Here is a 23,311-nt window from a genome sequence, read left to right on the forward strand (position 1 = left end):
TTGGCACAAGAGTCAGGGGTGTTAAAGAGCCTAGGGTTTACTTAGTGAAATCAATCCCTACGGTTGGCCCCTCAACCCCAAAAGGCCGGAGGCCAGTATGGCAGACATCAAAAAGGGCGATACTATTCGCATCCATTACACCGGGACGCTGTTGGACGAAACCGTCTTTGACAGTTCAGACGGGCGCGAGCCGTTGGAGTTTGTCGTCGGGTCTGGTCAGGTCATTCCCGGTCTGGATGAGGCTATGTCCGGTCTTTCGGTTGGCGAGAAGAAGCGGGTCGAGATCGCCTGTGTCGATGCTTATGGGCCGATCAACCCGGCTATGCGGCAGGAAATACCGCGCGAGGGTATTCCCGATAACATTCCGCTCGATCCCGGTACGCAGCTTCAGATGAAAACGCCAGAAGGCTACGACCTTTCGGTGACCGTGGTCGAGGTCAATGATGCAACTGTGACACTGGATGCAAATCATCCGCTGGCGGGGCTGGATTTGACTTTTGATGTCGAGGTGGTTTCGATCAACTAGTGCTTGTTGCGGACTGCCCCGGCGAACGAGATTCTAGCCCAAAAGTGCTTCTATCGCTGCACGAACCTGCGGTTGCGTGAAAAAGACGAGCAAAAGCAACACGGTGGTCAGCGTCAGCAACAGAAGACGCGCTCGATTGCTGAGAAAACCCTGCTTTCTCCGCGCCTGCGACCCACGTGGGCTGCTGGTAATGATCTGGTCGACTTTGCTCATGCCGCAAGACATGCCCGCCAAAGATGGTGAAATCTTGGCGGTGACGGGGAAAGATGTGGTCACATGAAATCGGGCTGTGGCATCCCCAGCACGTGAAATCCGCCATCCACGCGAATGATTTCACCAGACGTGCATGCGCCGACATCGGATGCCAGATAAACTGCGGTACCACCAACCGCCTCAAGCGTTGCATTCGAACGCATCGGGGCGTTCTGATCGCAGAATTTGTAGGTCCTACGCGCGCCGCCGATGGCCGCCCCCGCCAGCGTTTTCATCGGACCCGGAGAGATCGCGTTTACGCGAATGCCTTCGGGGCCCAGATCGTTGGCCAGATAGCGGGTCGCGGATTCCAAAGCGGCCTTGGCGACTCCCATGACGTTGTAGTTGGGAACGACCCGGTTCGATCCCTGATAGGTCAGGGTCAAAAGTGTGCCGCCATTGTCTTTCATCATAGGATAGGCGCGCCGGGCGACTTCGATCAGCGAATAGGCTGAAACATCCATCGAGTGTTTAAAGTTGGCGCGGGTTGTGTTCAGAAACCGGCCCGTCAGTTCAGATTTATCTGAATACGCAATGGCGTGAACCACAAAGTCTATGGTTGGCCAACGTTTTGCCAAGTCTTCGAACGCCCGGTCCAGTGATGCGTCATCGGTGACATCCGCATCCACCATGAAATCACTGCCAAGGCTTTGGGCCAGCGGTTCCAACCGCTTGCCGAATGCCTCGCCCTGATAGGTGAACGCCAGTTCTGCGCCAGCTTCATGCATGGCCTTGGCGATGCCCCATGCGATGGAACGGTCATTTGCCACGCCCATAATCAGGCCGCGCTTACCCTTGAGAACATCCGACATCATATTCACCCGTTATACTTTGACAGAACCATGGATCCGTTTGTGCCGCCAAAGCCGAAGCTGTTGGTCATCACGCTGTCCAAGCCTGCATTTTCAACTACTTGAGTCGCTATTTCACCGGGCAGGATGCCTTCGGCAAGTGTGTCGACATTGATCGACGGAGTAATGAAATCTTCGTGCAGCATCAAAAGGCAAAAGATCGCTTCCAGCGCGCCCGCAGCCCCCTGCGCATGGCCGGTCATCGATTTAGTCGACGAGATCGGCGGCACTTGGCCCTCGCCAAAGATGCGGCGCACGGCCTCAACCTCTCCCACATCCCCGACCGGGGTCGAGGTGCCATGGGCGTTGATGTAGCCAACCTTGCGGTCTTCCGGCAAGGTTGCCAACGCGAGCCGCATGGCACGTTCGCCGCCTTCGCCGGACGGGGCCACCATATCATGGCCGTCCGACGTGGCTGCGTATCCGGTGACCTCTGCGTAAATTTTTGCTCCGCGGGCGAGGGCGTGGTCCAGTTCTTCCAGAACCACGATGCCGCCGCCGCCTGAGATCACGAACCCATCCCGGTGTTCGTCAAACGCGCGTGAGGCTCTTTCCGGCGTGTCATTGTATTTCGAGGACATTGCGCCCATTGCGTCAAATAGGCAGGACAGGGTCCAGTCCAGTTCCTCACCGCCACCGGCAAACATCACATCCTGCTTACCCATGATAATCTGCTCGGCCGCATTGCCGATGCAATGCAGTGACGTTGAGCAGGCCGAGGTGATCGAGTAGTTGATCCCTTTGATTTTAAATGCGGTCGCAAGGTTCGCCGAAATCGTGGAACACATGCATTTCGGAACTGCAAACGGCCCGATGCGCTTGGTTGCACCATTCTTCAGAACGGTCTGGTGCGCGGTCAGCATGGCGCTGGTCGACGGACCGCCGGACCCGGCGACAAGCCCGGTCCGTGGGTTTACCACCTGATCCTCTGTCAGGCCCGCGTCTTCAATGGCCTGGCTCATCGCGATATGGGCATAGGCCGCGCCGGGCCCCATAAAGCGCAGCGTGCGCTTGTCGACATGCTCTGCGACATCGATCTTGAGCGATCCGGCGATCTGGCTGCGAAACCCGTGTTCGGCCATCTGATCATTGGCCACGATGCCGGATTTACCAGCCTTCAGAGAGGCCAGAACCTCCTGGGCATTGTTCCCGATGGAGGACACAACCCCCAAACCGGTGACAACTACTCGACGCATGTGCATGCTCCTTGTTTCGGGCCAGTCAGGCTCAGGCTTCTGACAGGACGACTCTCATGTCCTTGACGTCGTAGATCATTTCACCATCTGCTTCGACGATACCATCGGCCACACCCATCGTCAGGCGTCGGGTCTGGATCGCTTTTTTGAAATCTATTTTATAGGTCAAAATCTTACGATCCGGGCGAACCATACCTGTAAGCCTGACCTCGCCAACGCCAACAGCCATGCCGCGCCCCTGCCAGCCGCGCCAGCCCAGATTGAAGCCGGTCAACTGCCACAACCCGTCCAGGCCCAAACAGCCGGGCATGATCGGATTGCCCGGAAAGTGACATTCAAAAAACCAAAGATCGGGCGTGATGTCGAACTCGGCCAACACATGGCCCTTACCGTGCTCGCCTCCGTCGCCGGATATGTCGGTGATACGGTCCACCATCAGCATCGGCGGGGCAGGCAATTGCGCGTTGCCGGGACCGAAAAGGTCGCCGCGGGCGCATTTCAGCAGATCATCCTTGTCAAAGCTGCTCGGGAATTGGGCCATTCTGCCGACTCTCCTGCCAGGGGTCCGTTGGTTTTATCTGGCCTCGTCTAGCACCCGTTTGCAAGGTCCTGCAAGAGCCGCAAGCCACATCATGTTGTGCGCCAGACATAGTTTGCGAATGAATTTCATTTGAAATTACCAAGGGTGCGCACCTATATATAGGGTCAGCAAAAACGGGTATCGGATCAATGACACCTCAGAGCCGCAATATCGCAACAAAATGGCTGGTAGATGCCGGGCTACGCCCCACGCGACAGCGTGTGGCGCTGGCCGAGCTTTTGGTGGGTGATGGTCGGCATCGTCATGTGACCGCCGAAAGCCTGTTTGAGTCGGCTAAGACCAAAGGCGACGCAGTCTCTCTTGCGACGGTGTATAACACTTTGCGTGCATTCTGCGATGCGGGTGTGCTGCAGGAAATTACGGTCGACGGGTCCAAGAGTTATTTCGATACCAACACACATGATCACCCGCATTTCTATTGGGAAGACGACGGTCGCGTCAGCGACGCACCCTCTGATGAGCTTGTGATCCAGAGCCTGCCACAAGCCCCTGAAGGGGTAGAGATCGCGTCTGTCGATGTTGTTATTCGGTTGCGCCGAAAGTAATTTGTGGCACGGCTTGGAGCGCCTCGATTAAAACTTGCTCAGCTTCGGTGACAGTCTGGTCCGCAGGGCCTGTCCCGTGGCGCGCCAGAACCACTGCTTCAACTGCATCTGCGTTGCCGATTGGAATACGGACAAGTGGCCTGCCGTCATAGCTAAAGCGGTTCTGCGGGCTCGCATAGCTGAGTCCGATACCGTTCCCATGTGCCGCCAAACTGCGTTGAATCTCCAAAGACGCAGCGCGATGCGCCACTGTAGGGTTAAGGCCGTTGCGTCGGAATAATCCGAGGAAATGTTGGGCGGACAAACCTTCTTCGGACAAGATAAGCGGATGGTGTGCCAAATCTGACAGCGTGACCTGAGCACACCGCGCAAGCGGATGTTCGGTCGACACGAGTGCCCTTGGCCGGCTGTCAAACAGATGATGTCTGACAAAACCAGCGTCCAGAACCAGTTCGTATGTGATTGCGATATCGATCTGACCGTTGATCTGTCCGTTCAGGAGGTTTTCGAACGTCCCGACCGTGTACGTCAGCGTGGTGTTGGGCAAAGCGTTATGCAACAGGTGCAGAGAAGAGGCTAAGTGAAGCGGCGCCAAATCCATAAAACAGCCCAGCCTCAGGTGTTTTGCGCTTTGCCGCGCCGGATCGGAAACCTCGATTCTGGCGGCGTTTTTCAACAGGTCCTTTGCCTGTTCTACGAACTTGCAGCCTTGCGGCGTTAAGGTCATTGCCACTCCGCGCCGGCGGACGAACAAGGGATATCCCAAATGCGCCTCGACCCGAGTCAGGGCAGTCGATAGGGCAGGTTGCGAAACATTCAGGTTTTGCGCCGCGGCTGACAGGCTGCCGAATTGCCCAATGGCACACACATATTCGTACTGGCGCAGGGAAAGATATAACATCGAGTTAATTCTTTCATTAAAAGATATGATTTGAACAGAAGAAACGTTTCAGGTCAGAATCTTTTGACACGCCAAGGAGACCGATATGCCGCATCCGCTCGTTTCCCAAGATATGATCGACACATACCAGGAGGACGGGGTCGTCCTGGTAAAGGGCCTGTTTGCCGATCACCTAGACCAACTGCGTGCGGGCGTGGCGACAAACATGAAGGAGCCGGGCCCCTATGCGTCGGAAAACAAGAAAGAGGGCGAGACCGGCCTGTTTTTTGATGATTACTGCAACTGGACCCGCATTCCCCAGTTTCGGGAGGTAATCGAAACCTCTCCGGCAGCCGAGGTTGCAGCAGACTTGATGCAATCGCAGACTGTACAGATGTTTCACGACCACGTGCTTGTGAAAGAGCCGGGGACGTCGATGGCAACACCCTGGCATCAGGACGGCCCATACTACTTTGTCGAAGGTCAACAGACGATCAGTTTCTGGTCGCCACTGGACCCGGTCAAACAGGCCACATTGCGTTGCGTTGCCGGTTCGCATCGATGGGACAAAGAGGTTCTGCCAACCCGATGGGTGTCCGAGGAAGGGTTTTTCCCGGATGAAGGCCGCTACATCCCGGTGCCGGATCCGGATGCCGACGGCATGAAAGTCGTTGAATTCGAAATGGAACCGGGCGATGCGGTTGCGTTCAACTACCGTACGCTGCACGGCGCGCGTGGGAATCGATCAGACAGCCGCCGCCGGGCGTTTTCGCTGCGACTAGTGGGGGATGATGCGCGATATGTTGAACGTCCAGGTCCCACGTCGCCGCCATTTCCGGGGCACAAGATGCAGCCCGGGCAGCGCCTGCGCGACGATTGGTTCCCCGTGCTTTTGCAGCGCTAAGATGTCTCAGAACCACTGACCGGATTCAATAAGTCCCAGATCAAGTAACTGACGCGAGTTCCACTGAAACGGGACCGATTTGTCCCAGCGGAAGCTGGGGATATCAAAAGTGGAGCCCGCGTTGCTTTTCAAGGCCTTGGCCGCGCGAAAGGAACAAATGGCGGCCGTCAGATTGTTGTGCCAGGGGCAGGAATAGGTGTTGTATTCCGCCTCGTTGAAGGTGTGGTCTGGTAACAGAGTCAAACCCTTTTGTGCCTTGAACAAAGCGATCCTGTCGATGCGGCGGCGCTCATACGGGATGTGGTCCTCGAACCGCCACCTGAGACCGCCGGACATGTCCAATTGACGCTCAAGCGGTTGGCCAGCCGAGTTATGACGCGTGTGGGCATAATAGCCGGTGCTGTCCAGCATGGCATGAGCCGGATCGACACCGTTCGGAAAGCGCGCCAGATCATCGGCGTAGAGGTCAATGACATGGCTCAGCATGGCTTTGCGGCGTTCTTCTGTGTGAAAGGCCAGCATTTCGCCGATGCTCCGCGTTTCACAGAAGGGGAAAAACAAATACTCGGCGTTGTAACAGTAGTACATCCAAGTGTTGGGTGCGGCCTGAATGATCCTGTTGATCGCCTCAAAGATGGCGGACCGAGGGGCACATTTCAGTGTGACGCGGTGGATTTCTTCGCTCAGATCCTCACCAAGCCGGAAGTCACGGGGCATGAACGCAACCACGGCTTTGAAGCCGAGTTTCTGGTGATGCCGCAGGGTTCCCTCGAGTTCCACATCGTCTTCGGCAAATACCAATGCAACCGGACCATTGGCCAGAACAGTCTGGCCTGCTTTTAAAAAGTGATCGAGGGATTCGTACTGCATCGCCCTGTTTTCGGTTCCGCCTTGCTGGAAAGTTCCGCCAAATTCGGGTAATTGCGCCTGCATTGCAAGCGGCGTTCCAAGCATATACATGACGCCGGTCCAGCGAGCGCAAAGGCCCGATCCATGTCCGAACCAAAAAAGCTGTTTATCAAGACCTACGGCTGCCAGATGAATGTCTATGATAGCGAGCGGATGGCCGAGGCACTGGGCGGGCAGGGCTATGTCGAGACCAAAAGCGCAGATGATGCGGACATGATTCTGCTCAACACCTGTCACATTCGGGAAAAAGCCGCCGAAAAAGTCTATTCCGAACTCGGTCGCTTCAAGGGTCTCAAGGCAGAGAAGCCCGATCTGAAGATCGGTGTTGCGGGCTGCGTGGCGCAGGCTGAAGGTCAGGAGATCATGCGCCGACAGCCTCTTGTCGATCTGGTGGTTGGTCCGCAGAGCTATCACCGTCTGCCGGAAATGGAGGCCAAAACTCGTGCCGGTCAAAAGGCGCTCGACACGGATTTCCCGGAAGAAGACAAGTTCGAGAAGCTCAAGAACCGACCGAAAGCCAAGCGCGGCCCCACCGCTTTCCTGACCGTTCAGGAGGGGTGTGACAAATTCTGCGCGTTCTGTGTGGTCCCCTACACAAGGGGCGCCGAAGTCAGCCGTCCAGCCGACCGCATTCTGTGTGAGGCCCGTGACCTTGTTGAGCGCGGCGTGCGCGAAATCACTCTGCTGGGTCAAAATGTGAATGCCTATCACGGGGCGGGGCCCGATGGTGAAATGACCCTTGCGGGTTTGATCTGGGAACTGAACAAGGTCGATGGCTTGGAACGCATCCGGTTTACCACGTCGCACCCGAATGACATGGCAGACGACCTTATCGAGGCGCATGGAACCTGTGAAAAACTGATGCCATACCTGCATTTGCCGGTGCAGTCGGGTTCCGACAAGATTTTGAAATGTATGAATCGTAGCCATACTGCGGACAGTTACCTGCGACTGATCGAACGGATTCGTGACGCCCGCCCGGACATCGTCATGTCCGGAGACTTCATTGTTGGTTTTCCGGAAGAAAGCGAAGGGGATTTTCAGGCGACCCTCGACCTCGTGGAAGAGGTGAAATACGGTTATGCCTATTCCTTCAAATACTCGACGCGCCCCGGAACGCCTGCCGCTGAACGGCCACAGGTCGACCCCGACGCTGCGGATGAGCGGCTGCAGCGTTTACAAGCGCTGATCACGCGTCATCAGCGTGAAATTCAGGATTCGATGATCGGCCGGTCCGTGCGGGTGCTGTTCGAAAAACCAGGCCGATTGGACGGGCAAATGGTCGGTAAATCCGATTATCTTCACTCGGTTCACGTCTCGGGAGCGGATATTTCGGTGGGGGATTTGCGAGATGTTCGGATCACCGAGTCTGCGGCAAATTCCCTGGCGGGTGCGTTGATCTGAGTACCTTATTGGCCGCGACCCGGACACCATAGTTGGCTTTTGTTTCCAAATTTTACCCTTGATTTATCGCTTTGACCTATGGTCCGAGGAAAGTCATATTTTTCCTGACGCGCAAACACGTCTTTGGGAAAACTAAATCTGCGCTAACTTGAGTTCTAGTTTGGGGCGATGGAGGGTACGAGTGACGAGCCTGATGCGATTTGCACTGCTGCAGTTTTGCCGCGCTGTGTCGGTGACCTGCGTTATGGCGTTTTCCGCCGGCGCAACCATAGCTGCGGATCTTGGTAGCGGTGCATCTGACCCGGCAGTGATCAGCTCCAAGCGGTTTGGCGACGATGTACACGCGTTTTATCTGGGGGTAACCGGTGGTTTCGGTGGCGGCGGAGACGACCGGTTTGGACTGAGAACACCCTCGGGAACGTTCGAAATTGGCGAACAGGACCTGACTGGCAGCTATGGTGGTATCAAGGGCGGATGGCGCGGCGTGCTACCGGCAAGAGGCGGCCGGGACTTTGTCTATGGGTTTGAAATCGGATATGATTTCGGTTCGGTTGATGACACTGTCACGACACAGATTGGCACGGATATCGTGCAGGGCGGCTCGAAAATTTCGGATGTTCTGACACTGCGTGTTCGCAATGGTCTGACGAACCGCAGCGGTCGCGTCTTGTATTTTGTCAGCCTTGGTTACGTCTGGGGTGACATAGAAACAACAAACAGCATCACGTCCGGATCGACGGTTCAGTCTTTTGCAAACTCGGATCGACGAGGCGGCTTTTCGGCAAGTATTGGGGCTGAACACAGGCTGAACGACAATTGGTCGGTTACCGGCGAATACGAGTATGTGCAGTTCGATTCCGAGGATGTCGTGTTTGGTTCTGGATTTTCCACCAAATCCACGCCCAATTATCGGGGACTGCGGTTTGGTCTGAATTACAAATTCTAGCAAAGAACCATTTTGTTTAGCTTTTGTTTGACAACTGGTCGGCGGTTTTGTCCTTTGGCGCGGAAATTTTGAAACTGTGGCTTGCGCCCACCGAGTCTTGTTGTCTACGCTAAAGGTGAAAACGCCAAGACAGGAGAACGGATTGGCCATCGGTGCCCTGACCCCACCGCAAGACGACATGCCCCAACGCGAGGCGTTTGTTGAATTCCCCGACAACCGATTGTTGATTGATTTATGCGGCGAGTATGACCGCAATCTGGCCGAGATTGAGCAGAAGCTGTCTGTTCAGATCCTGCGTCGGGGTAATCAGCTGGTGGTTATGGGCGACGAGGATTCGCAGAAACAGGCGCTGGAGGTGTTGCAAGCGCTCTATACGCGGTTGGAAGGCGGGCGCGACGTTGAGGCGGCGGATGTGGATCGCGAGCTTCGCATGGGCGGCTCTGAACAGGAGACTGGCAGCCGCGACGGTGACCAGCTTGAGATGTTCAAGGGCGGGACGGTTGAGATCAAAACTCGTAAGAAACTGGTCGAACCGCGTACAGACGCTCAAAAAGCTTATGTTCAATCCCTTTTCAATAATGAGCTTGCCTTTGGCATTGGGCCTGCCGGCACTGGGAAAACCTATCTGGCCGTTGCGGTTGGCGTGTCGATGTTTATTGGCGGTCACGTGGACCGGATTATCCTTAGCCGTCCGGCCGTCGAAGCCGGCGAAAAGTTAGGCTACCTGCCGGGTGATATGAAAGACAAGGTCGATCCGTACATGCAGCCTTTGTATGACGCGCTGAACGATTTCCTGCCGGGCAAGCAACTCGCCAAACTGATCGAGGAAAAGCGAATCGAAATTGCCCCGCTGGCCTTTATGCGCGGTCGGACTTTGGCCAATGCCTTTGTTGTTCTGGATGAGGCGCAGAACGCAACCACCATGCAGATGAAAATGTTCCTGACCCGTCTTGGAGAAGGCAGCCGCATGGTCATCACAGGCGACAGGTCTCAGGTCGATCTGCCGCGCGGTGTTCTGTCGGGTCTGGCGGATGCGGAACGGCTGCTGAAGGCGATTCCAAACATCAGCTTCAACTATTTCACGTCAAAAGATGTTGTGCGCCACCCGCTTGTGGCGGCCATTATTGAGGCATATGAGGCTGAAGCTGGCCGCGAAACGGGGTGATATCCCGGGCCTCGTCGGTTTGAGGCTGCGGAAAGTGTCGAAATGAACCTGGAAGTCACAGTCGAAGACTCGCGTTGGCAAAATCTTGAAGACTTGTCGCAGGACGCTATCGGCGCCGTGCTCTCGCATGTGGGGCTGCCCCCCGACATCTGCGAAGTCAGCGTATTGGGATGCGACGATAACCGTATTGCCGAGTTGAATGACGAGTTTCGGGAAAAACCAACAGCGACAAATGTTCTCAGCTGGCCGGGAGCCGAATTGGGTGCGGTTGATGCCGGGCAAACGCCGCGTCTCCCGCATCCGGATCTCACCGGCGAAATCATGCTGGGTGACATCGCAATCGCGTTCGATACCTGCGCGCGCGAGGCTGCTGCGGCGGGTAATTCCATGGACGATCACGTGACGCATTTGCTCATTCATGGAACGTTGCATTTGCTGGGGTATGATCACGTTCGTGACCTGGACGCCACTTTGATGGAGGCAGTTGAGGTCGAGATACTTGGCAAAATGGGTATTGATGACCCATATAATACATGACGTGGGTTACCAAACCCGATCAATTGGAACAGGATAATGGGCGATATAGACGGCAGTTCTAGGGCGGCGCACAGCGCGCAACCACAGAACAGCGGCAACGACATCGAAGAAAAAAGCAGCATTTTTTCTCGGATTTTTGATGCTTTCTCCGGTCCGGACGACAAGCAAGACCACCCGGTCAACGGGCATGAGGCGGTTGCCGTGCAGCCGCGTGGCATGATCAACCTCCGCCGGATGCGGGTTGAGGATGTCGCGATACCGACCGCGGAAATTATCTCAGTACCTTCTACGATATCCAAAGATGAACTCGCTCAGGTGTTCCGTGACAGCGGGCTATCTCGGGTTCCTGTCTACGAAGGCACGCTGGACACACCATTGGGGTTTGTACATCTAAAAGACTTTGCTTTGATCCACGGATTCAACGGGGGATCGGACGAGTTCGACCTGAAATCGATGCTGCGCACGTTGCTGTTTGTGCCGCCTTCAATGCCGATTGGGGTTCTGTTGACGAAGATGCAGACCGAACGGCGTCACATGGCGCTGGTGATCGATGAATATGGCGGCGTTGACGGGTTGCTTACAATCGAAGATCTGATTGAGCAGGTCGTGGGTGAGATCGCCGACGAACATGATGCGGATGAAGACCAGCTTTGGATTCAGGAGAAACCAGGCTGCTACGTTGTTCAGGCCCGCGTGCCTCTGGAAGAGTTCGAAGCCGAGATTGGCCGATCCCTGACCGATCATAAGGATGTCGATGACGAAGACATCGACACCCTCGGGGGGCTGGTCTTTATGCTGTCTGGGCGCGTTCCCGCGCGGGGCGAGGTTGTGTTGCATCCCGAAGGTCCGGAATTCGAAGTTATTGACGCCGATCCACGCCGCATCAAGCGATTGCGCGTGATGTTGCCGGATATCGCTGCATGAACCCTGCCCAGGGCTGGCCTGTATGGGTGAGGCTCGTGGTTGCCGCCGCGCTGGGCGCGTCGGCTGCCTATGGTCTTGCCCCGTTTGGGTACTGGCTGGCGACATTGACCTCACTGGTTCTGATCACGCCCCTGTTTCTTGCCAGCGAAACGCGCACCCGCGCCGCTTGGCTCGGTTGGGTTTTTGCGACCGGCTACTTTGCGCACGCGTTGAACTGGATCATCGAGCCGTTTCAAGTTGATGCCGCACGACACGCCTGGATGGCGCCGTTCGCCCTGGTCTTGATGGCGGGCGGGTTGGCCTTGTTCTGGGCGCTCGCTTTTTGGCTGTCGCGCCGGTTGGGAGCGCCGGCGCTGCGTCAGGGCATTCTGTTGGCGCTGGCGCTCTCGCTTGTTGAGTTCGGACGCGGGTACCTGCTCACCGGGTTCCCCTGGGCCGCGGTGGCACAAATCTGGGTGGACACACCAGTTGCGCAGCTTTTGTCGTTGGTGGGTCCATATGGTCTTGCAGCGCTGACGTTTGCGGCGCCCCTGCTTGTCGGTGCAGCGCTCTCGGAACACAGGCCCATCCGGCGTCTTGCGGGACCCGTTGTCTTTGCCATGGGTTTTGCGGTTTTAGCTTTGTCTTACGCTGCGATGCGACCTGACGTTCAGGACAGCGAATACACCGTTCGTCTGGTGCAGCCCAATGCTCCACAACACCAGAAGTGGGATCCTGAGTATGCGCCGCTGTTTTTTGCACGACAGCTGGAGTTTACGGCTGCGGACCCCCGGCCGGATCTGATCGTCTGGCCAGAAACTGCGATTCCGGCATGGTTGGGTAGTGCGCAACCCTATCTGGCGGCAGTTGCCGAGGCGGCGCAGGGTACGCCCGTCATTCTGGGCATTCAGCGTAGCGACGGTCCACGTATCTACAACTCGATGATTTTTCTGGGTGAAGACGGTCGTCAGCAAGGTTTGTACGACAAACATCATCTCGCGCCGTTTGGCGAATATGTGCCATTTGGCGATCTGATGGCGCGTTTCGGCATCCACGGCCTTGCGGCAACAACGGGAAATGGATTCAGCGCCGGACCCGGTCCCCAACTGCTCGATACCGGAGACCTGGGCAAGGCCTTGCCGCTGATCTGTTACGAGGCCGTTTTTACGCAGGACGTTCTGGGTGCACCCAACAGGGCGGATTACCTGCTGCAGATTACCAACGACGCGTGGTTCGGCACACGTTCTGGGCCGTATCAGCATCTGGCACAAGCGCAGATGCGGGCTATCGAGCAAGGCCTGCCGATGATGCGGTCGGCCAACACCGGCGTGTCGGCGATGATCGATCCTTTGGGGCGGATCACGGCATCGCTGCCATTGGGGCAGGCCGGGTATGTAAATGCCACGCTGCCGAAACCACAGGCGCCGACGCTTTATTCACGGATGGGCGATAATCCGGTCTTGGTCTTGCTATTGGTGTTGTTCGCGATGTTCTGGCGCAACGCCCGCAAAGATCGACGCTGATTTTGGATTGACCCTGTCTGCCTGGGCGCGTATCCCGTCCGTCGCCTGTCACAACGGCTTCCTGGCGTGGCAGGAAAATCCTAATGGAGCACTTTTATGTCCCGACAGAACTATACATTTACTTCGGAATCCGTTTCCGAAGGACACCCTGACAAGGTCTGCGACCGCATTTCCGACGCCGTCCTTGACGCATTCCTGAACGAAGAACCCGAAGCGCGCGTTGCGTGTGAAACCTTCGCCACAACCGACCGTGTCGTCATCGGTGGTGAGGTCGGTCTTTCGGATCAGGATAAATTGCACGATTACATGGGCCGCATTGATCAGATTGCGCGGGCCTGTATCAAGGATATCGGGTACGAGCAGGACAAATTCCATCATGGCACGGTGGAAGTGACCAACCTGCTGCACGAACAATCGGCCCATATCGCGCAGGGTGTAGATGCCGCCCACAATAAGGATGAAGGTGCCGGGGATCAGGGCATCATGTTCGGTTACGCGACGACCGAAACGCCAGCACTGATGCCTGCGCCGATTCAGTATTCCCACGCGATTCTGCGCCGTTTGGCCGAGGTCCGCAAAAACGGAACCGAGCCTGCGCTGGGCCCGGATGCAAAATCGCAACTGTCGGTGATTTATCGCGATGGCAGGCCAGTTGGCGTCAGCTCAGTCGTGTTGTCGACCCAACACCTGGACGAGGCTCTGACTTCGGACGATATCCGCGAGATTGTCGAGCCTTACATCCGCGAGACGCTACCGGAGGGTTGGCTGACGGCAGAGACCGAATGGCATGTCAATCCCACCGGTAAGTTCGTAATCGGCGGCCCGGACGGTGATGCGGGTCTGACCGGACGCAAGATCATTGTCGATACCTACGGCGGCGCGGCACCTCATGGCGGTGGCGCATTCTCGGGCAAAGACCCGACCAAGGTCGACCGCTCGGCCGCATATGCGGCCCGTTATCTGGCTAAGAACGTTGTTGCTGCTGGAATGGCGGATCGCTGCACCATCCAGCTAAGCTATGCGATCGGTGTGTCCAAACCGCTGTCGATTTACGCCGACACCCACGGGACCGGACAGTTGCCGGATGCGCAGATCGAAAAAGCGGTGGGGGAGGTCATGGACCTGACACCGCGCGGAATTCGTCAGAAACTGGAGCTGAACAAACCCATCTATCAGCGTACCGCAGCCTATGGTCATTTCGGACGCGAACCGGATGCAGACGGTGGTTTTAGCTGGGAGCGGACCGATCTGGTCGACGCGTTGAAACAGGCGGTCTGATTCAAAGAGACTTAGAAAAACGCGCCCGACCCGGCGCGTTTTTTGTATCGCATCGCATCGGCGGGCACCTCTTGCAACGCGTTAGGCGGCGCAGTATGGCCAGCGTCATGAACTCCAAGACACCACAACGCCCACACAGAAACTTCTACGGCCGTCTCAAGGGAAAGGCCCTCAAGAGAAGTCAACAGACCTATCTGCACGAAGATCTTAACGCCTTGTCACCCGGCGCAGTGGATTGGCAGACCAACCCCGAGCGGCACCCGCTGAACCTGCAAGAGTTGTTCGGCGGCAAGGATGTTTGGCTTGAAATTGGGTTTGGCGGTGGTGAGCATCTGGTGCATCAGGCGGCGCGCAACCCGAACACCGGTATCATCGGGGCTGAGCCTTACATCAATGGCGTCGCAATGTTGCTGGGAAAAATCCGCCGTGCAGGCGTGCACAACCTAGCCGTTCATCCCGGCGATGCGCGCGATTTGTTTGATGTGCTTCCCGATGCCAGCATGTCGCGGGCGTTCCTGCTGTATCCGGACCCCTGGCCGAAAAAACGGCACCACCGCCGCCGTTTCGTGACAACCGAACATCTGGAGCCGCTGGCCCGTGTGCTGAAACCGGGCGCGATTTTCCGGGTGGCAACCGATATCCCCGACTACGTCCGTCAAACATTGGAAGAGGTCCCGCGTGCGGGGTTCGAATGGCTGGCCGAGCGCCCGGCGGACTGGCGCGAGCCTTGGGATGATTGGATCTCCACCCGCTACGAACAGAAGGCCCTGCGCGAGGGCCGCACACCGCACTACCTGACCTTCCGGCGCAAGGGGTGATTGCGCTGGACCAAGCGGCGGCAATTCGCTAATCGGCCTGAGTAAGACAGCGCAAAAGGAACCCTCATGTCCGGACACGGTTCGCCCATCCCGATGACCTCACGCCCCTGTGGCCCACTGACTGGAACGGCAGAGGTGCCCGGCGACAAGTCGATCTCGCACCGGTCTTTGATCCTGGGTGCAATGGCGGTGGGCGAGACCAAGATCTCGGGCCTTCTCGAGGGTGAGGACGTTCTGGACACAGCTAAGGCGATGCGCGCCTTTGGGGCCGAGGTGACCGATCACGGTGGTGGGGAGTGGACGGTGTATGGCGTGGGCGTCGGGGGCTTTGCGGAACCCGATCAGGTGATCGACTGCGGTAATTCAGGGACCGGCGTGCGGTTGATCATGGGGGCAATGGCGACCTCACCGATCACAGCGACCTTTACGGGCGATGCAAGTCTGAACAAACGCCCGATGGCGCGTGTCACGGACCCGTTGTCTCTGTTTGGAACGCAGTCCGTTGGGCGGTCAGAAGGGCGTCTGCCCATGACCATCGTCGGTGCCGCCGAACCGGTGCCCGTGCGGTACGAGGTTCCGGTTCCCTCTGCGCAGGTCAAATCTGCCGTGTTGCTGGCGGGCCTGAACGCACCCGGCCAGACCGTGGTGATTGAAAAAGAAGCCACCCGCGACCATTCGGAACGGATGCTGGCGGGGTTTGGCGCTGAAATCACCGTTGAAGACACTGATGAAGGTCGGGTGATCACCTTGACCGGTCGCCCTGAGTTGAAACCGCAGGTAATCGCCGTACCCCGCGATCCGTCCAGTGCGGCGTTTCCGGTTTGCGCAGCCCTGATCACGCCGGGTTCGGACGTGTTGGTCCCCGGTATTGGCTTGAACCCAACCCGCGCCGGTCTGTTCACCACGCTGCGAGACATGGGGGCCGATCTAACCTATGAAAACGAGCGCGAAGAAGGTGGCGAGCCCGTGGCCGATCTGCGCGCGCGGTATTCGCCCAAAATGCGGGGTATCACGGTCCCGCCGGAACGCGCCGCGTCGATGATCGATGAATACCCGGTGCTCTCCGTTGTCGCAGCAAACGCCACGGGAACCACGGTGATGGGCGGCGTCAAAGAGCTGCGCGTCAAGGAAAGTGACCGGATCGACGCAATGGCGCGTGGCCTGAGGGCCAATGGGGTCACTGTTGAAGAAGGCGAGGATTGGTGGTCCGTCGATGGCCATGGAATCGGCGGCGTTCCAGGCGGCGGTACGTGCGAGAGCTTTCTGGATCACCGCATTGCCATGTCCTTCATGATCCTCGGGATGGGCGCGCAAAAGGCAGTGACCGTAGATGATGCCGGGCCCATCGCTACGTCTTTTCCGATTTTTGAACCCTTGATGGCCCGGCTTGGTGCCCAGTTGGTTCGCAGCAATCGGTAGGCTTGATGGCGACGACCAGTTTCACAGTGGCGATTGACGGTCCTGCGGCGGCAGGGAAGGGAACAATTTCCAAAGGCGTCGCAGCGCATTTCGGGTTTGCCCATCTGGATACCGGGCTGCTCTACCGCGCGGTTGGCCGTGAAACGCTCAACGGGGTCGATGCGATCACGGCGGCGCATGCCTTGACGGCAGAGGCGTTGGACCACGGCGATCTGCGCACAGCGGATATCGCGCAGGCCGCATCCAAAGTCGCAGTCATTCCCGAAGTGCGATCCGCCTTGGTCGATTTCCAACGCGCTTTTGCCAGAAGGGCAGGCGGTGCGGTCCTGGACGGCCGGGACATAGGAACAGTGATTTGCCCCGCAGCCGAGGTGAAGCTGTTTGTCACCGCAAGCCCAGAGGTGCGGGCGGAACGGCGTTTTCTTGAGCTTCAGGAAAAAGGCGCCGACGTTTCGCGCGCGCAGGTTCTGAACGATGTGCGCGAACGCGACGCGCGCGACGCAGAACGCAGCACGGCCCCGATGAAGCCAGCGGAAGATGCGGTACTGTTGGATACCTCAGACCTGTCGATAAAAGACGCTTTGGACAAAGCAATCGACTTGATCTCGGAACAGCGACGCACCGTTCGGTAGCACTGGATGGGAAATATTCTTCACCAGGCTTTGTTTGGCTTGTGTCCTGCCGCGACCCTATTGTTGGGCCACACACTGCAGGAGAATGATCATGATCCGCCTTGCCCTTGCGCTGATGTTCCTCGCCGGAAGCCTTGCCGCCCAAGAGGCTGAGCCGCCGATGGATTACGAAAGGCTGGGCAAGATCCTGTTTGCCCTCGACCCCGAGACACAGCCACTTGGACCGGGTTTTGAGCTGACGATCTCGGATGTTCCAGTTCTGGTGATCACCGATGTCAGCACGGATCGGATGCGTGCGATGGTGGCAGTCCGCAGTGCTGATGAACTGTCGAAAGAAGAGCTGCACCGTATGATGCAGGCCAATTTCGACACGGCATTGGATGCCCGCTACGCGATTGCAAATGGAACCGTTTGGGCGACGTTTATTCATCCGCTTTCGTCGTTGGACAAGGCGCAACTGATTTCTGGATTGGCGCAGACGGTGAACATCGCCGAAACCTACGGCACATCCTATACCGGTGGCGCGATCCAGTTTGGCGGGGGTGACAGCGATGAATTGCAACGGCAATTGATCGAAGACCTTCTGAAGAAAGGCGAGGAAATCTGAACCACACCTTGAGTTTAGTGCTTATAGGTGCGCCCACCTCCGTCCGCAAAAGCGACTGTATCGATCAAGATATGCGGGGGATTTGCCTCGAACACCTCGCGGTTCTTTTTGTGCGGCCCGGGTTCGGAAGATCGAACGCTCTGAGTCGAAGGATCAGAATGAGACACATGTAAATTTGTCAAGGGTATAGATTGACGCAATAAAGTCGTTATAGTCTCCGGCACGCCAAAGAGGGAAGGCCGCTTTACAAGCCCCAAAACAAAAAGGGGCAAGCAGCTAAAAAATCCCCAAAAGCCGACAGGGACAAAAGATAATGAATAATCGTTTGCGTAAAATCACCATCGTAGGTGGTGGTACAGCAGGTTGGATGACCGCGCTGATCTTGGACATGGTGTTTTCTCGCACCTCAGCGTCCAAGGATCGCCCCGCGATCTGCCTGATCGAAAGCCCCAATATCTCAACCGTGGGTGTTGGCGAAGCCACAGTGCCGCGTATGCCGGTCACGCTCCGGCAGGCGGGCATTTCAGAGCGGGATTTTTTTCGCGAGACCAATGCATCCTTTAAATTGGGGGTGAAGTTCTGCAATTGGAACAAGGACCCCAAGGGTAAACGCATCGATTACGTCAACCCTTTTGCCCATGGCCAGGTGCTGGAAGGCTTGGAGTCCGCCGAGTATTTCTTGCGATTTGGCAATGGGGACCGGGACTTCACGCAATCCATCTCGCCACATGATGATCTGGCACGCCTATGCAAAGGTGCGCGGCAGTTGCGTCAGCCGGAATTTGAGCAGCGTTTTGGCTATGCCTATCATCTGGATGCTGTGAAATTTGCAGGCATGCTGACACGGGTCTGCACCCAGCGTGGCGTGGAACATATCCAGGATGAGGTGCAATCGGTTGAGCTGGATGAACAGGGCAACGTCAGCCATCTGATGCTGGAGCGCAACGGCCGCCACGACATCGAGATGGTCATCGATTGTACCGGCTTTCGCGGGTTGATCATCAATCAGGCCCTTGGCGAGCCGTTTATGGATTATTCGGACTACCTGCCAAACGATCGCGCCATGGCGCTGCAGATCGAGCATCCTAACCCCAAAAAGATCGAAAGCGTGACCCGGTCCACGGCACTTGGTGCCGGTTGGACGTGGCGGGTGCCGCTCTATAACCGTGTCGGCACGGGCTACGTGTTCTCGTCCGCGCATCGCACGGATGATCAGGCGGCAGATGAATATCTCGAATGGCTGGGCGCCAGCGGCAAGGGTGCGACACCGCGCGTGATCCCGATGCGCATCGGGCGTGTGCGCAATGCCTGGGTCAAGAACTGTGTGGCGATTGGTTTGTCCGGCGGATTTATTGAGCCGCTCGAGAGTACCGCGATCCATATGATTGATCATGCAATTCGCTGGTTTGCAGAGCACTTGCCGACGCGGGACATCGAGCCGTCGTTGCGCGCAAGATACAACCGTCAGATGAACAAGCTCTATGACGAGGTTTTGGATTTCATCTGTCTTCACTATCGATTGGGTAACCGCACAGATGACCAATACTGGATCGACGCCCGAACGGAGATGAAGATACCGGATCGGTTGGCCGAGAACCTGGAACTGTGGCAGCACCGCCTGCCCATGGAACACGATATCGAGTTTGCAACGCTGTTTAACTTCCGCGTTTATCAGACGGTCCTACTGGGCAAGCAGGTCTACGATACCGGCTATGGCAAGGGCATCCGTGAACGTGCTAGGCCGCTCAAAAAACCGATTTGGACTCAGTGGTGGAAGGGCGCGAAAGTGGATCTTGCGCAGATCCTCAAAACGATGCCGGACCACAGAATGCTGTTGCGCGATATCCGCGGGGAGTTGAAGCAACCGACCTTCGCCATGGCAGCGCCAATGAAGCCGACGGTTGCAATGCCCGGTGCGGCACCTGAGCCTTGGGTGATCCAGAACATGCCGGACCTCGCTGAAATCCAAAGCGGTAAGAAGGATTTGCAGCTGTTCTAGACACGCTTTGCATACCAAGCAGAGAGTTTGGTCAGACAAAGATGATGGCGGGGCGTCAAATCCCGGCCATCAGGTGGGCAGGGGGTCAGGAGTCCTTTCCCCAAGCAGGTAGCGGACGACATCGACATAGTCGAAGATCAGCGAAATCGCGATGACCAGCAATATGATGCGTATGATCCAGGTGGGCAGTACCGGTATCTCTGGGCGCATTTGCTGCCGCCAAAGGTAGATCGCCAGCGGTGTCCAGAACACCACGTGCCCAAGCCCCATAAGACGAACATATCCCAGTTGACTGAAAATAACCAAAACCCCTGCCGCGCCCAGCAAGCTACCAATCAGTGTGATGACCGAAACCAGACGGGTTTGACGCCAGATCAACAAAGTGACCGGCAGGATGAATGCCCCGAACCCCAGAATATTCAGCCAGATCTGAAGCCACTGCGGTTGCTGCGCGACAATGAGATTAAAGTCTTCCATATTCGTCGAAAGCTCCGGTTGCAGATGGCGTTCGGGTGCCCGGTCAGGCGTATTCACAGACGGACCGGCAAACGCGGTCCCAAGAAGATCAGGTCAATGTCTGTTTGGCAATATCAAGCAACTTGAATGCCGGATCATGCTTTCGGGTTGCGAGACCTGCGTCAAGCCGCTATAGAGCGCGCGTCGACAAGGCGATTTGAGCCATAAAACAATGAGACGAGCAGGGTCGGAACCAACCGGCCCTCTTTGTTTTGTGGCGACACTGCCAATTCGCCTGACCAACCCACAAGACCGGCGGAGACAACCGCTCGGCCAGTAAAAACGTTAAACAAAGGAAAATAACGCCACATGGCTAACGCATCTATGGAGGAATTCGAAGCCCTCCTGAACGAAAGCTTCGAAATGGACACACCCGAAGAAGGGTCTGTTGTCAAAGGCAAGGTTCTGGCGATCGAAGCCGGCCAAGCCATCATCGACGTCGGCTACAAAATGGAAGGCCGCGTTGATCTGAAAGAATTCGCAAATCCCGGCGAAGCCCCTGAAATCGCCGTTGGCGACGAGGTCGAGGTTTACCTGCGCGCCGCAGAAAACGCCCGTGGCGAAGCCGTCATCTCACGCGAGATGGCCCGCCGCGAAGAGGCGTGGGATCGTCTGGAAAAAGCTCATGCCGACGACCAGCGCGTCGAAGGTGCTATCTTTGGTCGCGTCAAAGGTGGCTTCACTGTCGATCTGGGTGGCGCAGTTGCGTTCCTGCCCGGTTCGCAGGTTGACGTTCGCCCCGTGCGCGACGCTGGCCCGCTGATGGGCCTAAAGCAGCCGTTCCAGATCCTCAAAATGGACCGCCGCCGTGGCAACATCGTTGTGTCGCGTCGCGCAATCCTGGAAGAATCGCGTGCCGAGCAGCGTGCCGAAGTTATCGGCAACCTGTCCGAAGGTCAGACCGTCGAGGGTGTTGTCAAAAACATCACCGAATACGGTGCATTTGTTGACCTGGGCGGCGTTGACGGCTTGCTGCACGTCACCGACATGGCATGGCGCCGTGTAAACCACCCATCCGAGATCCTGACGATCGGCGAAACCATCAAGGTTCAGGTCATCAAGATCAACAAAGAGACCCACCGCATCAGCCTGGGCATGAAGCAGCTGCAGGAAGATCCGTGGGATCTGGTTGCTGCCAAGTACCCGCTGGGCTCGGTCCATCAGGGTCGCGTCACCAACATCACCGACTACGGCGCGTTCGTCGAGCTGGAAGCCGGTGTCGAAGGTCTGGTGCACGTGTCCGAGATGTCCTGGACCAAGAAAAACGTCCACCCGGGCAAGATCGTTTCGACCAGCCAGGAAGTCGACGTCATGGTTTTGGAAATCGACGGCGCCAAGCGTCGCGTGTCTCTGGGCCTGAAGCAGACTCAGCGCAACCCATGGGAAGTGTTTGCAGAAACACACCCTGAGGGCACCGAGGTCGAAGGCGAAGTCAAGAACATCACCGAATTCGGTCTGTTCATTGGCCTCGAAGGCGACATCGACGGCATGGTTCACCTGTCCGACCTGTCGTGGGACGAGCGTGGCGAGGATGCGATCCAGAACTACCGCAAAGGCGACATGGTTTCGGCCGTTGTCTCTGAGGTTGACGTCGAGAAAGAGCGTATCTCGCTGTCGATCAAAGCCCTGGGCGGTGACAAGTTCGCCGAAGCCGTGGGCGGCGTGAAGCGTGGCTCGATCGTGACCGTCGAAGTGACCGCAATCGAAGATGGCGGCATCGAGGTCGAGTACGAAGGCATGAAGTCGTTCATCCGTCGTTCGGACCTGAGCCGTGACCGTGCCGAACAGCGCCCCGAGCGTTTCTCAGTCGGTGACAAGGTCGATGTTCGCGTCACCAATGTCGACAGCAAGACCCGCCGTCTGGGCCTGTCGATCAAAGCACGCGAGATCGCCGAAGAGAAAGAGGCCGTGGAGCAATACGGGTCTTCCGACTCGGGCGCATCGCTCGGCGATATTCTTGGAGCGGCACTGAAATCCGGCGACTAAGCCCGGGCCATTGTCCAAGCTGAATCTACGGCCCCGCGCAGACGTGCGGGGCCGTTTTTCTTGCGAATCAATATGTTCCGAATTTTGACTTTAATAGGTTGATGCTTATGCAATTGGCGCCGAATCTGCGCGATCAAGCAAAAAATCGCGCAACTTCGCAGTAAAATGAAGGCTTTGCGGCCAGAGTACACGTTTCCCCGAACCAGGTTTTTTCCTATACTGTCCGAAAAAATAGACATGGTTAACTGGTCGCCTGGGAGGGTAACACACATGATCCGTTCAGAACTGATTCAGAAAATCGCAGACGAAAACCCGCATCTTTATCAGCGTGACGTCGAGCGGATTGTGAATACCGTGTTCGAAGAAGTGACCGACGCCATGGCCCGTGGGGACCGCGTGGAATTGCGTGGGTTCGGTGCATTCTCTGTAAAGCAGAGGGATGCGCGTGTTGGCCGCAATCCCAGAACCGGCGAAACGGTTCAGGTCGAAGAAAAATGTGTACCATTTTTCAAGACGGGTAAGTTGCTCAGGGACCGATTAAACGGTAAAGCCTGACAACATGATGCGCTATCTTCGATATGCTTTTTTGGCGACCCTTGGAATCGTTCTGATTTCGGTATCGCTGGCTAATGTTCAGTCGGTGGAACTGAAACTGATGCCCGAGGCGCTGTCCGAGCTTCTGGGCTTTAACCTGAGCACGACGTTGCCACTGTTCCTGGTGGTTCTGGGCGGTGTCGTCGCCGGGCTGGTTATCGGGTTTCTGTGGGAGTGGCTGCGCGAGCACAAACATCGCCGTGATGCGACTGTGAAGAAAACCGAAGTGCGCAAGCTTGAGCGCGAGGTCAAAAAGCTCAAGAAGAAGCAGAATGAAGATCAGGACGAAGTACTGGCACTGCTCGACGAGGCAAGCTAAG

Annotated in this window: 25 protein-coding genes and 1 riboswitch; of the genes, 18 read left to right on the forward strand and 7 right to left on the reverse strand. The window is 56.9% G+C overall.

Annotation, left to right across the window (positions count from 1 at the left end):
* The first annotated feature begins 97 nt into the window (after window positions 1-97).
* Window positions 98-526 (forward strand): FKBP-type peptidyl-prolyl cis-trans isomerase, encoded by a 429-nt coding sequence (locus ACR3ES_RS09685; RefSeq protein WP_170431824.1) that lies wholly within the window; start codon window positions 98-100, stop codon window positions 524-526.
* 33 nt (window positions 527-559) lie between these two features.
* Here ACR3ES_RS09685 and ACR3ES_RS09690 read toward each other — a convergent pair whose 3' ends face one another.
* From ACR3ES_RS09690 to fabA, 4 genes are read right to left on the reverse strand one after another with little or no spacing between them, the layout of a single operon-like run.
* Window positions 560-739, reverse strand: a complete 180-nt coding sequence (locus tag ACR3ES_RS09690; RefSeq protein ID WP_480426474.1) for a hypothetical protein — start codon at window positions 737-739, stop codon at window positions 560-562.
* 59 nt (window positions 740-798) lie between these two features.
* The gene (locus ACR3ES_RS09695; RefSeq protein WP_170431828.1) at window positions 799-1,590 is read right to left on the reverse strand and encodes an enoyl-ACP reductase FabI; all 792 of its coding nucleotides are present in this window, start codon (window positions 1,588-1,590) and stop codon (window positions 799-801) included.
* A 5-nt stretch (window positions 1,591-1,595) separates the two neighbouring features.
* Complete coding sequence (fabB, locus tag ACR3ES_RS09700; protein ID WP_170431830.1) at window positions 1,596-2,825, reverse strand: beta-ketoacyl-ACP synthase I; 1,230 nt, start codon at window positions 2,823-2,825, stop codon at window positions 1,596-1,598.
* Between the two features lie 31 nt (window positions 2,826-2,856).
* A complete protein-coding gene (gene fabA / locus ACR3ES_RS09705; RefSeq protein ID WP_170431832.1) occupies window positions 2,857-3,366 on the reverse strand; it encodes a bifunctional 3-hydroxydecanoyl-ACP dehydratase/trans-2-decenoyl-ACP isomerase in 510 nt (169 codons plus the stop codon).
* A gap of 188 nt (window positions 3,367-3,554) precedes the next feature.
* Between fabA and irrA the strand changes: the two genes are divergently transcribed.
* Window positions 3,555-3,971: an iron response transcriptional regulator IrrA gene (irrA, locus tag ACR3ES_RS09710; protein ID WP_170431834.1), complete on the forward strand. Its 417-nt coding sequence runs from the start codon at window positions 3,555-3,557 to the stop codon at window positions 3,969-3,971.
* Here irrA and ACR3ES_RS09715 read toward each other — a convergent pair.
* Window positions 3,949-4,872: a LysR family transcriptional regulator gene (locus ACR3ES_RS09715; protein ID WP_480425267.1), complete on the reverse strand. Its 924-nt coding sequence runs from the start codon at window positions 4,870-4,872 to the stop codon at window positions 3,949-3,951. The genes irrA and ACR3ES_RS09715 overlap by 23 nt on opposite strands.
* 85 nt (window positions 4,873-4,957) lie before the next feature.
* Here ACR3ES_RS09715 and ACR3ES_RS09720 point away from each other — a divergent pair, with 85 nt between their 5' ends.
* Window positions 4,958-5,755 (forward strand): phytanoyl-CoA dioxygenase family protein, encoded by a 798-nt coding sequence (locus ACR3ES_RS09720; protein ID WP_170431838.1) that lies wholly within the window; start codon window positions 4,958-4,960, stop codon window positions 5,753-5,755.
* A gap of 6 nt (window positions 5,756-5,761) precedes the next feature.
* Here the strand turns inward: ACR3ES_RS09720 and ACR3ES_RS09725 are convergent, their stop codons facing one another.
* Entirely contained in the window at window positions 5,762-6,625 is an 864-nt protein-coding gene (locus tag ACR3ES_RS09725) for a hypothetical protein (RefSeq protein WP_170432353.1), read from the reverse strand.
* Window positions 6,626-6,748: 123 nt separating this feature from the next.
* Here ACR3ES_RS09725 and miaB point away from each other — a divergent pair, with 123 nt between their 5' ends.
* The 12 genes from miaB to ACR3ES_RS09785 all read left to right on the forward strand — a co-directional run bounded on the left by miaB (window position 6,749) and on the right by ACR3ES_RS09785 (window position 19,895).
* On the forward strand, window positions 6,749-8,068 hold the full coding sequence (gene miaB / locus ACR3ES_RS09730; RefSeq protein WP_480425268.1) for a tRNA (N6-isopentenyl adenosine(37)-C2)-methylthiotransferase MiaB: 1,320 nt from the start codon (window positions 6,749-6,751) through the stop codon (window positions 8,066-8,068).
* 181 nt (window positions 8,069-8,249) lie between these two features.
* Entirely contained in the window at window positions 8,250-9,014 is a 765-nt protein-coding gene (locus ACR3ES_RS09735; protein WP_480426476.1) for an outer membrane protein, read from the forward strand.
* A gap of 142 nt (window positions 9,015-9,156) precedes the next feature.
* Complete coding sequence (locus ACR3ES_RS09740) at window positions 9,157-10,179, forward strand: PhoH family protein (RefSeq protein ID WP_170431842.1); 1,023 nt, start codon at window positions 9,157-9,159, stop codon at window positions 10,177-10,179.
* Between the two features lie 42 nt (window positions 10,180-10,221).
* On the forward strand, window positions 10,222-10,716 hold the full coding sequence (gene ybeY / locus ACR3ES_RS09745) for an rRNA maturation RNase YbeY (protein ID WP_170431844.1): 495 nt from the start codon (window positions 10,222-10,224) through the stop codon (window positions 10,714-10,716).
* Between the two features lie 36 nt (window positions 10,717-10,752).
* Window positions 10,753-11,640 carry a hemolysin family protein gene (locus tag ACR3ES_RS09750; RefSeq protein ID WP_170431846.1) on the forward strand — a complete coding sequence of 296 codons (888 nt, stop codon included), beginning with the start codon at window positions 10,753-10,755 and terminating at the stop codon, window positions 11,638-11,640.
* Window positions 11,637-13,142: an apolipoprotein N-acyltransferase gene (lnt, locus tag ACR3ES_RS09755; RefSeq protein ID WP_170431848.1), complete on the forward strand. Its 1,506-nt coding sequence runs from the start codon at window positions 11,637-11,639 to the stop codon at window positions 13,140-13,142. The genes ACR3ES_RS09750 and lnt overlap by 4 nt, the downstream gene beginning before the upstream one ends.
* Window positions 13,143-13,184: 42 nt before the next feature.
* Window positions 13,185-13,233: riboswitch (SAM-SAH riboswitch) on the forward strand.
* A 5-nt stretch (window positions 13,234-13,238) separates the two neighbouring features.
* Entirely contained in the window at window positions 13,239-14,420 is a 1,182-nt protein-coding gene (gene metK, locus ACR3ES_RS09760) for a methionine adenosyltransferase (protein WP_170431850.1), read from the forward strand.
* Between the two features lie 95 nt (window positions 14,421-14,515).
* Window positions 14,516-15,238 carry a tRNA (guanine(46)-N(7))-methyltransferase TrmB gene (gene trmB / locus ACR3ES_RS09765; RefSeq protein ID WP_480425270.1) on the forward strand — a complete coding sequence of 241 codons (723 nt, stop codon included), beginning with the start codon at window positions 14,516-14,518 and terminating at the stop codon, window positions 15,236-15,238.
* 66 nt (window positions 15,239-15,304) lie between these two features.
* Window positions 15,305-16,657, forward strand: a complete 1,353-nt coding sequence (gene aroA, locus ACR3ES_RS09770; protein ID WP_170431852.1) for a 3-phosphoshikimate 1-carboxyvinyltransferase — start codon at window positions 15,305-15,307, stop codon at window positions 16,655-16,657.
* Between the two features lie 5 nt (window positions 16,658-16,662).
* On the forward strand, window positions 16,663-17,289 hold the full coding sequence (locus ACR3ES_RS09775; RefSeq protein ID WP_170431854.1) for a cytidylate kinase: 627 nt from the start codon (window positions 16,663-16,665) through the stop codon (window positions 17,287-17,289).
* A 91-nt stretch (window positions 17,290-17,380) separates the two neighbouring features.
* Window positions 17,381-17,896, forward strand: coding sequence for a hypothetical protein (locus tag ACR3ES_RS09780; protein WP_170431855.1), 516 nt, complete (start codon window positions 17,381-17,383; stop codon window positions 17,894-17,896).
* A gap of 313 nt (window positions 17,897-18,209) precedes the next feature.
* Complete coding sequence (locus tag ACR3ES_RS09785) at window positions 18,210-19,895, forward strand: tryptophan halogenase family protein (RefSeq protein ID WP_170431856.1); 1,686 nt, start codon at window positions 18,210-18,212, stop codon at window positions 19,893-19,895.
* Between the two features lie 69 nt (window positions 19,896-19,964).
* Here the strand turns inward: ACR3ES_RS09785 and ACR3ES_RS09790 are convergent, their stop codons facing one another.
* On the reverse strand, window positions 19,965-20,429 hold the full coding sequence (locus tag ACR3ES_RS09790) for a hypothetical protein (RefSeq protein WP_480458664.1): 465 nt from the start codon (window positions 20,427-20,429) through the stop codon (window positions 19,965-19,967).
* A gap of 291 nt (window positions 20,430-20,720) precedes the next feature.
* Between ACR3ES_RS09790 and rpsA the strand changes: the two genes are divergently transcribed.
* The 3 genes from rpsA to ACR3ES_RS09805 all read left to right on the forward strand — a co-directional run bounded on the left by rpsA (window position 20,721) and on the right by ACR3ES_RS09805 (window position 23,310).
* Window positions 20,721-22,397: a 30S ribosomal protein S1 gene (rpsA, locus tag ACR3ES_RS09795; protein WP_170431858.1), complete on the forward strand. Its 1,677-nt coding sequence runs from the start codon at window positions 20,721-20,723 to the stop codon at window positions 22,395-22,397.
* A gap of 270 nt (window positions 22,398-22,667) precedes the next feature.
* Entirely contained in the window at window positions 22,668-22,952 is a 285-nt protein-coding gene (gene ihfB, locus ACR3ES_RS09800; RefSeq protein WP_037310872.1) for an integration host factor subunit beta, read from the forward strand.
* A gap of 7 nt (window positions 22,953-22,959) precedes the next feature.
* A complete protein-coding gene (locus tag ACR3ES_RS09805; RefSeq protein ID WP_170431859.1) occupies window positions 22,960-23,310 on the forward strand; it encodes a LapA family protein in 351 nt (116 codons plus the stop codon).
* Window position 23,311 lies beyond the last annotated feature (1 nt).

The sequence above is a fragment of the Ruegeria sp. B1 genome (assembly GCF_056535885.1).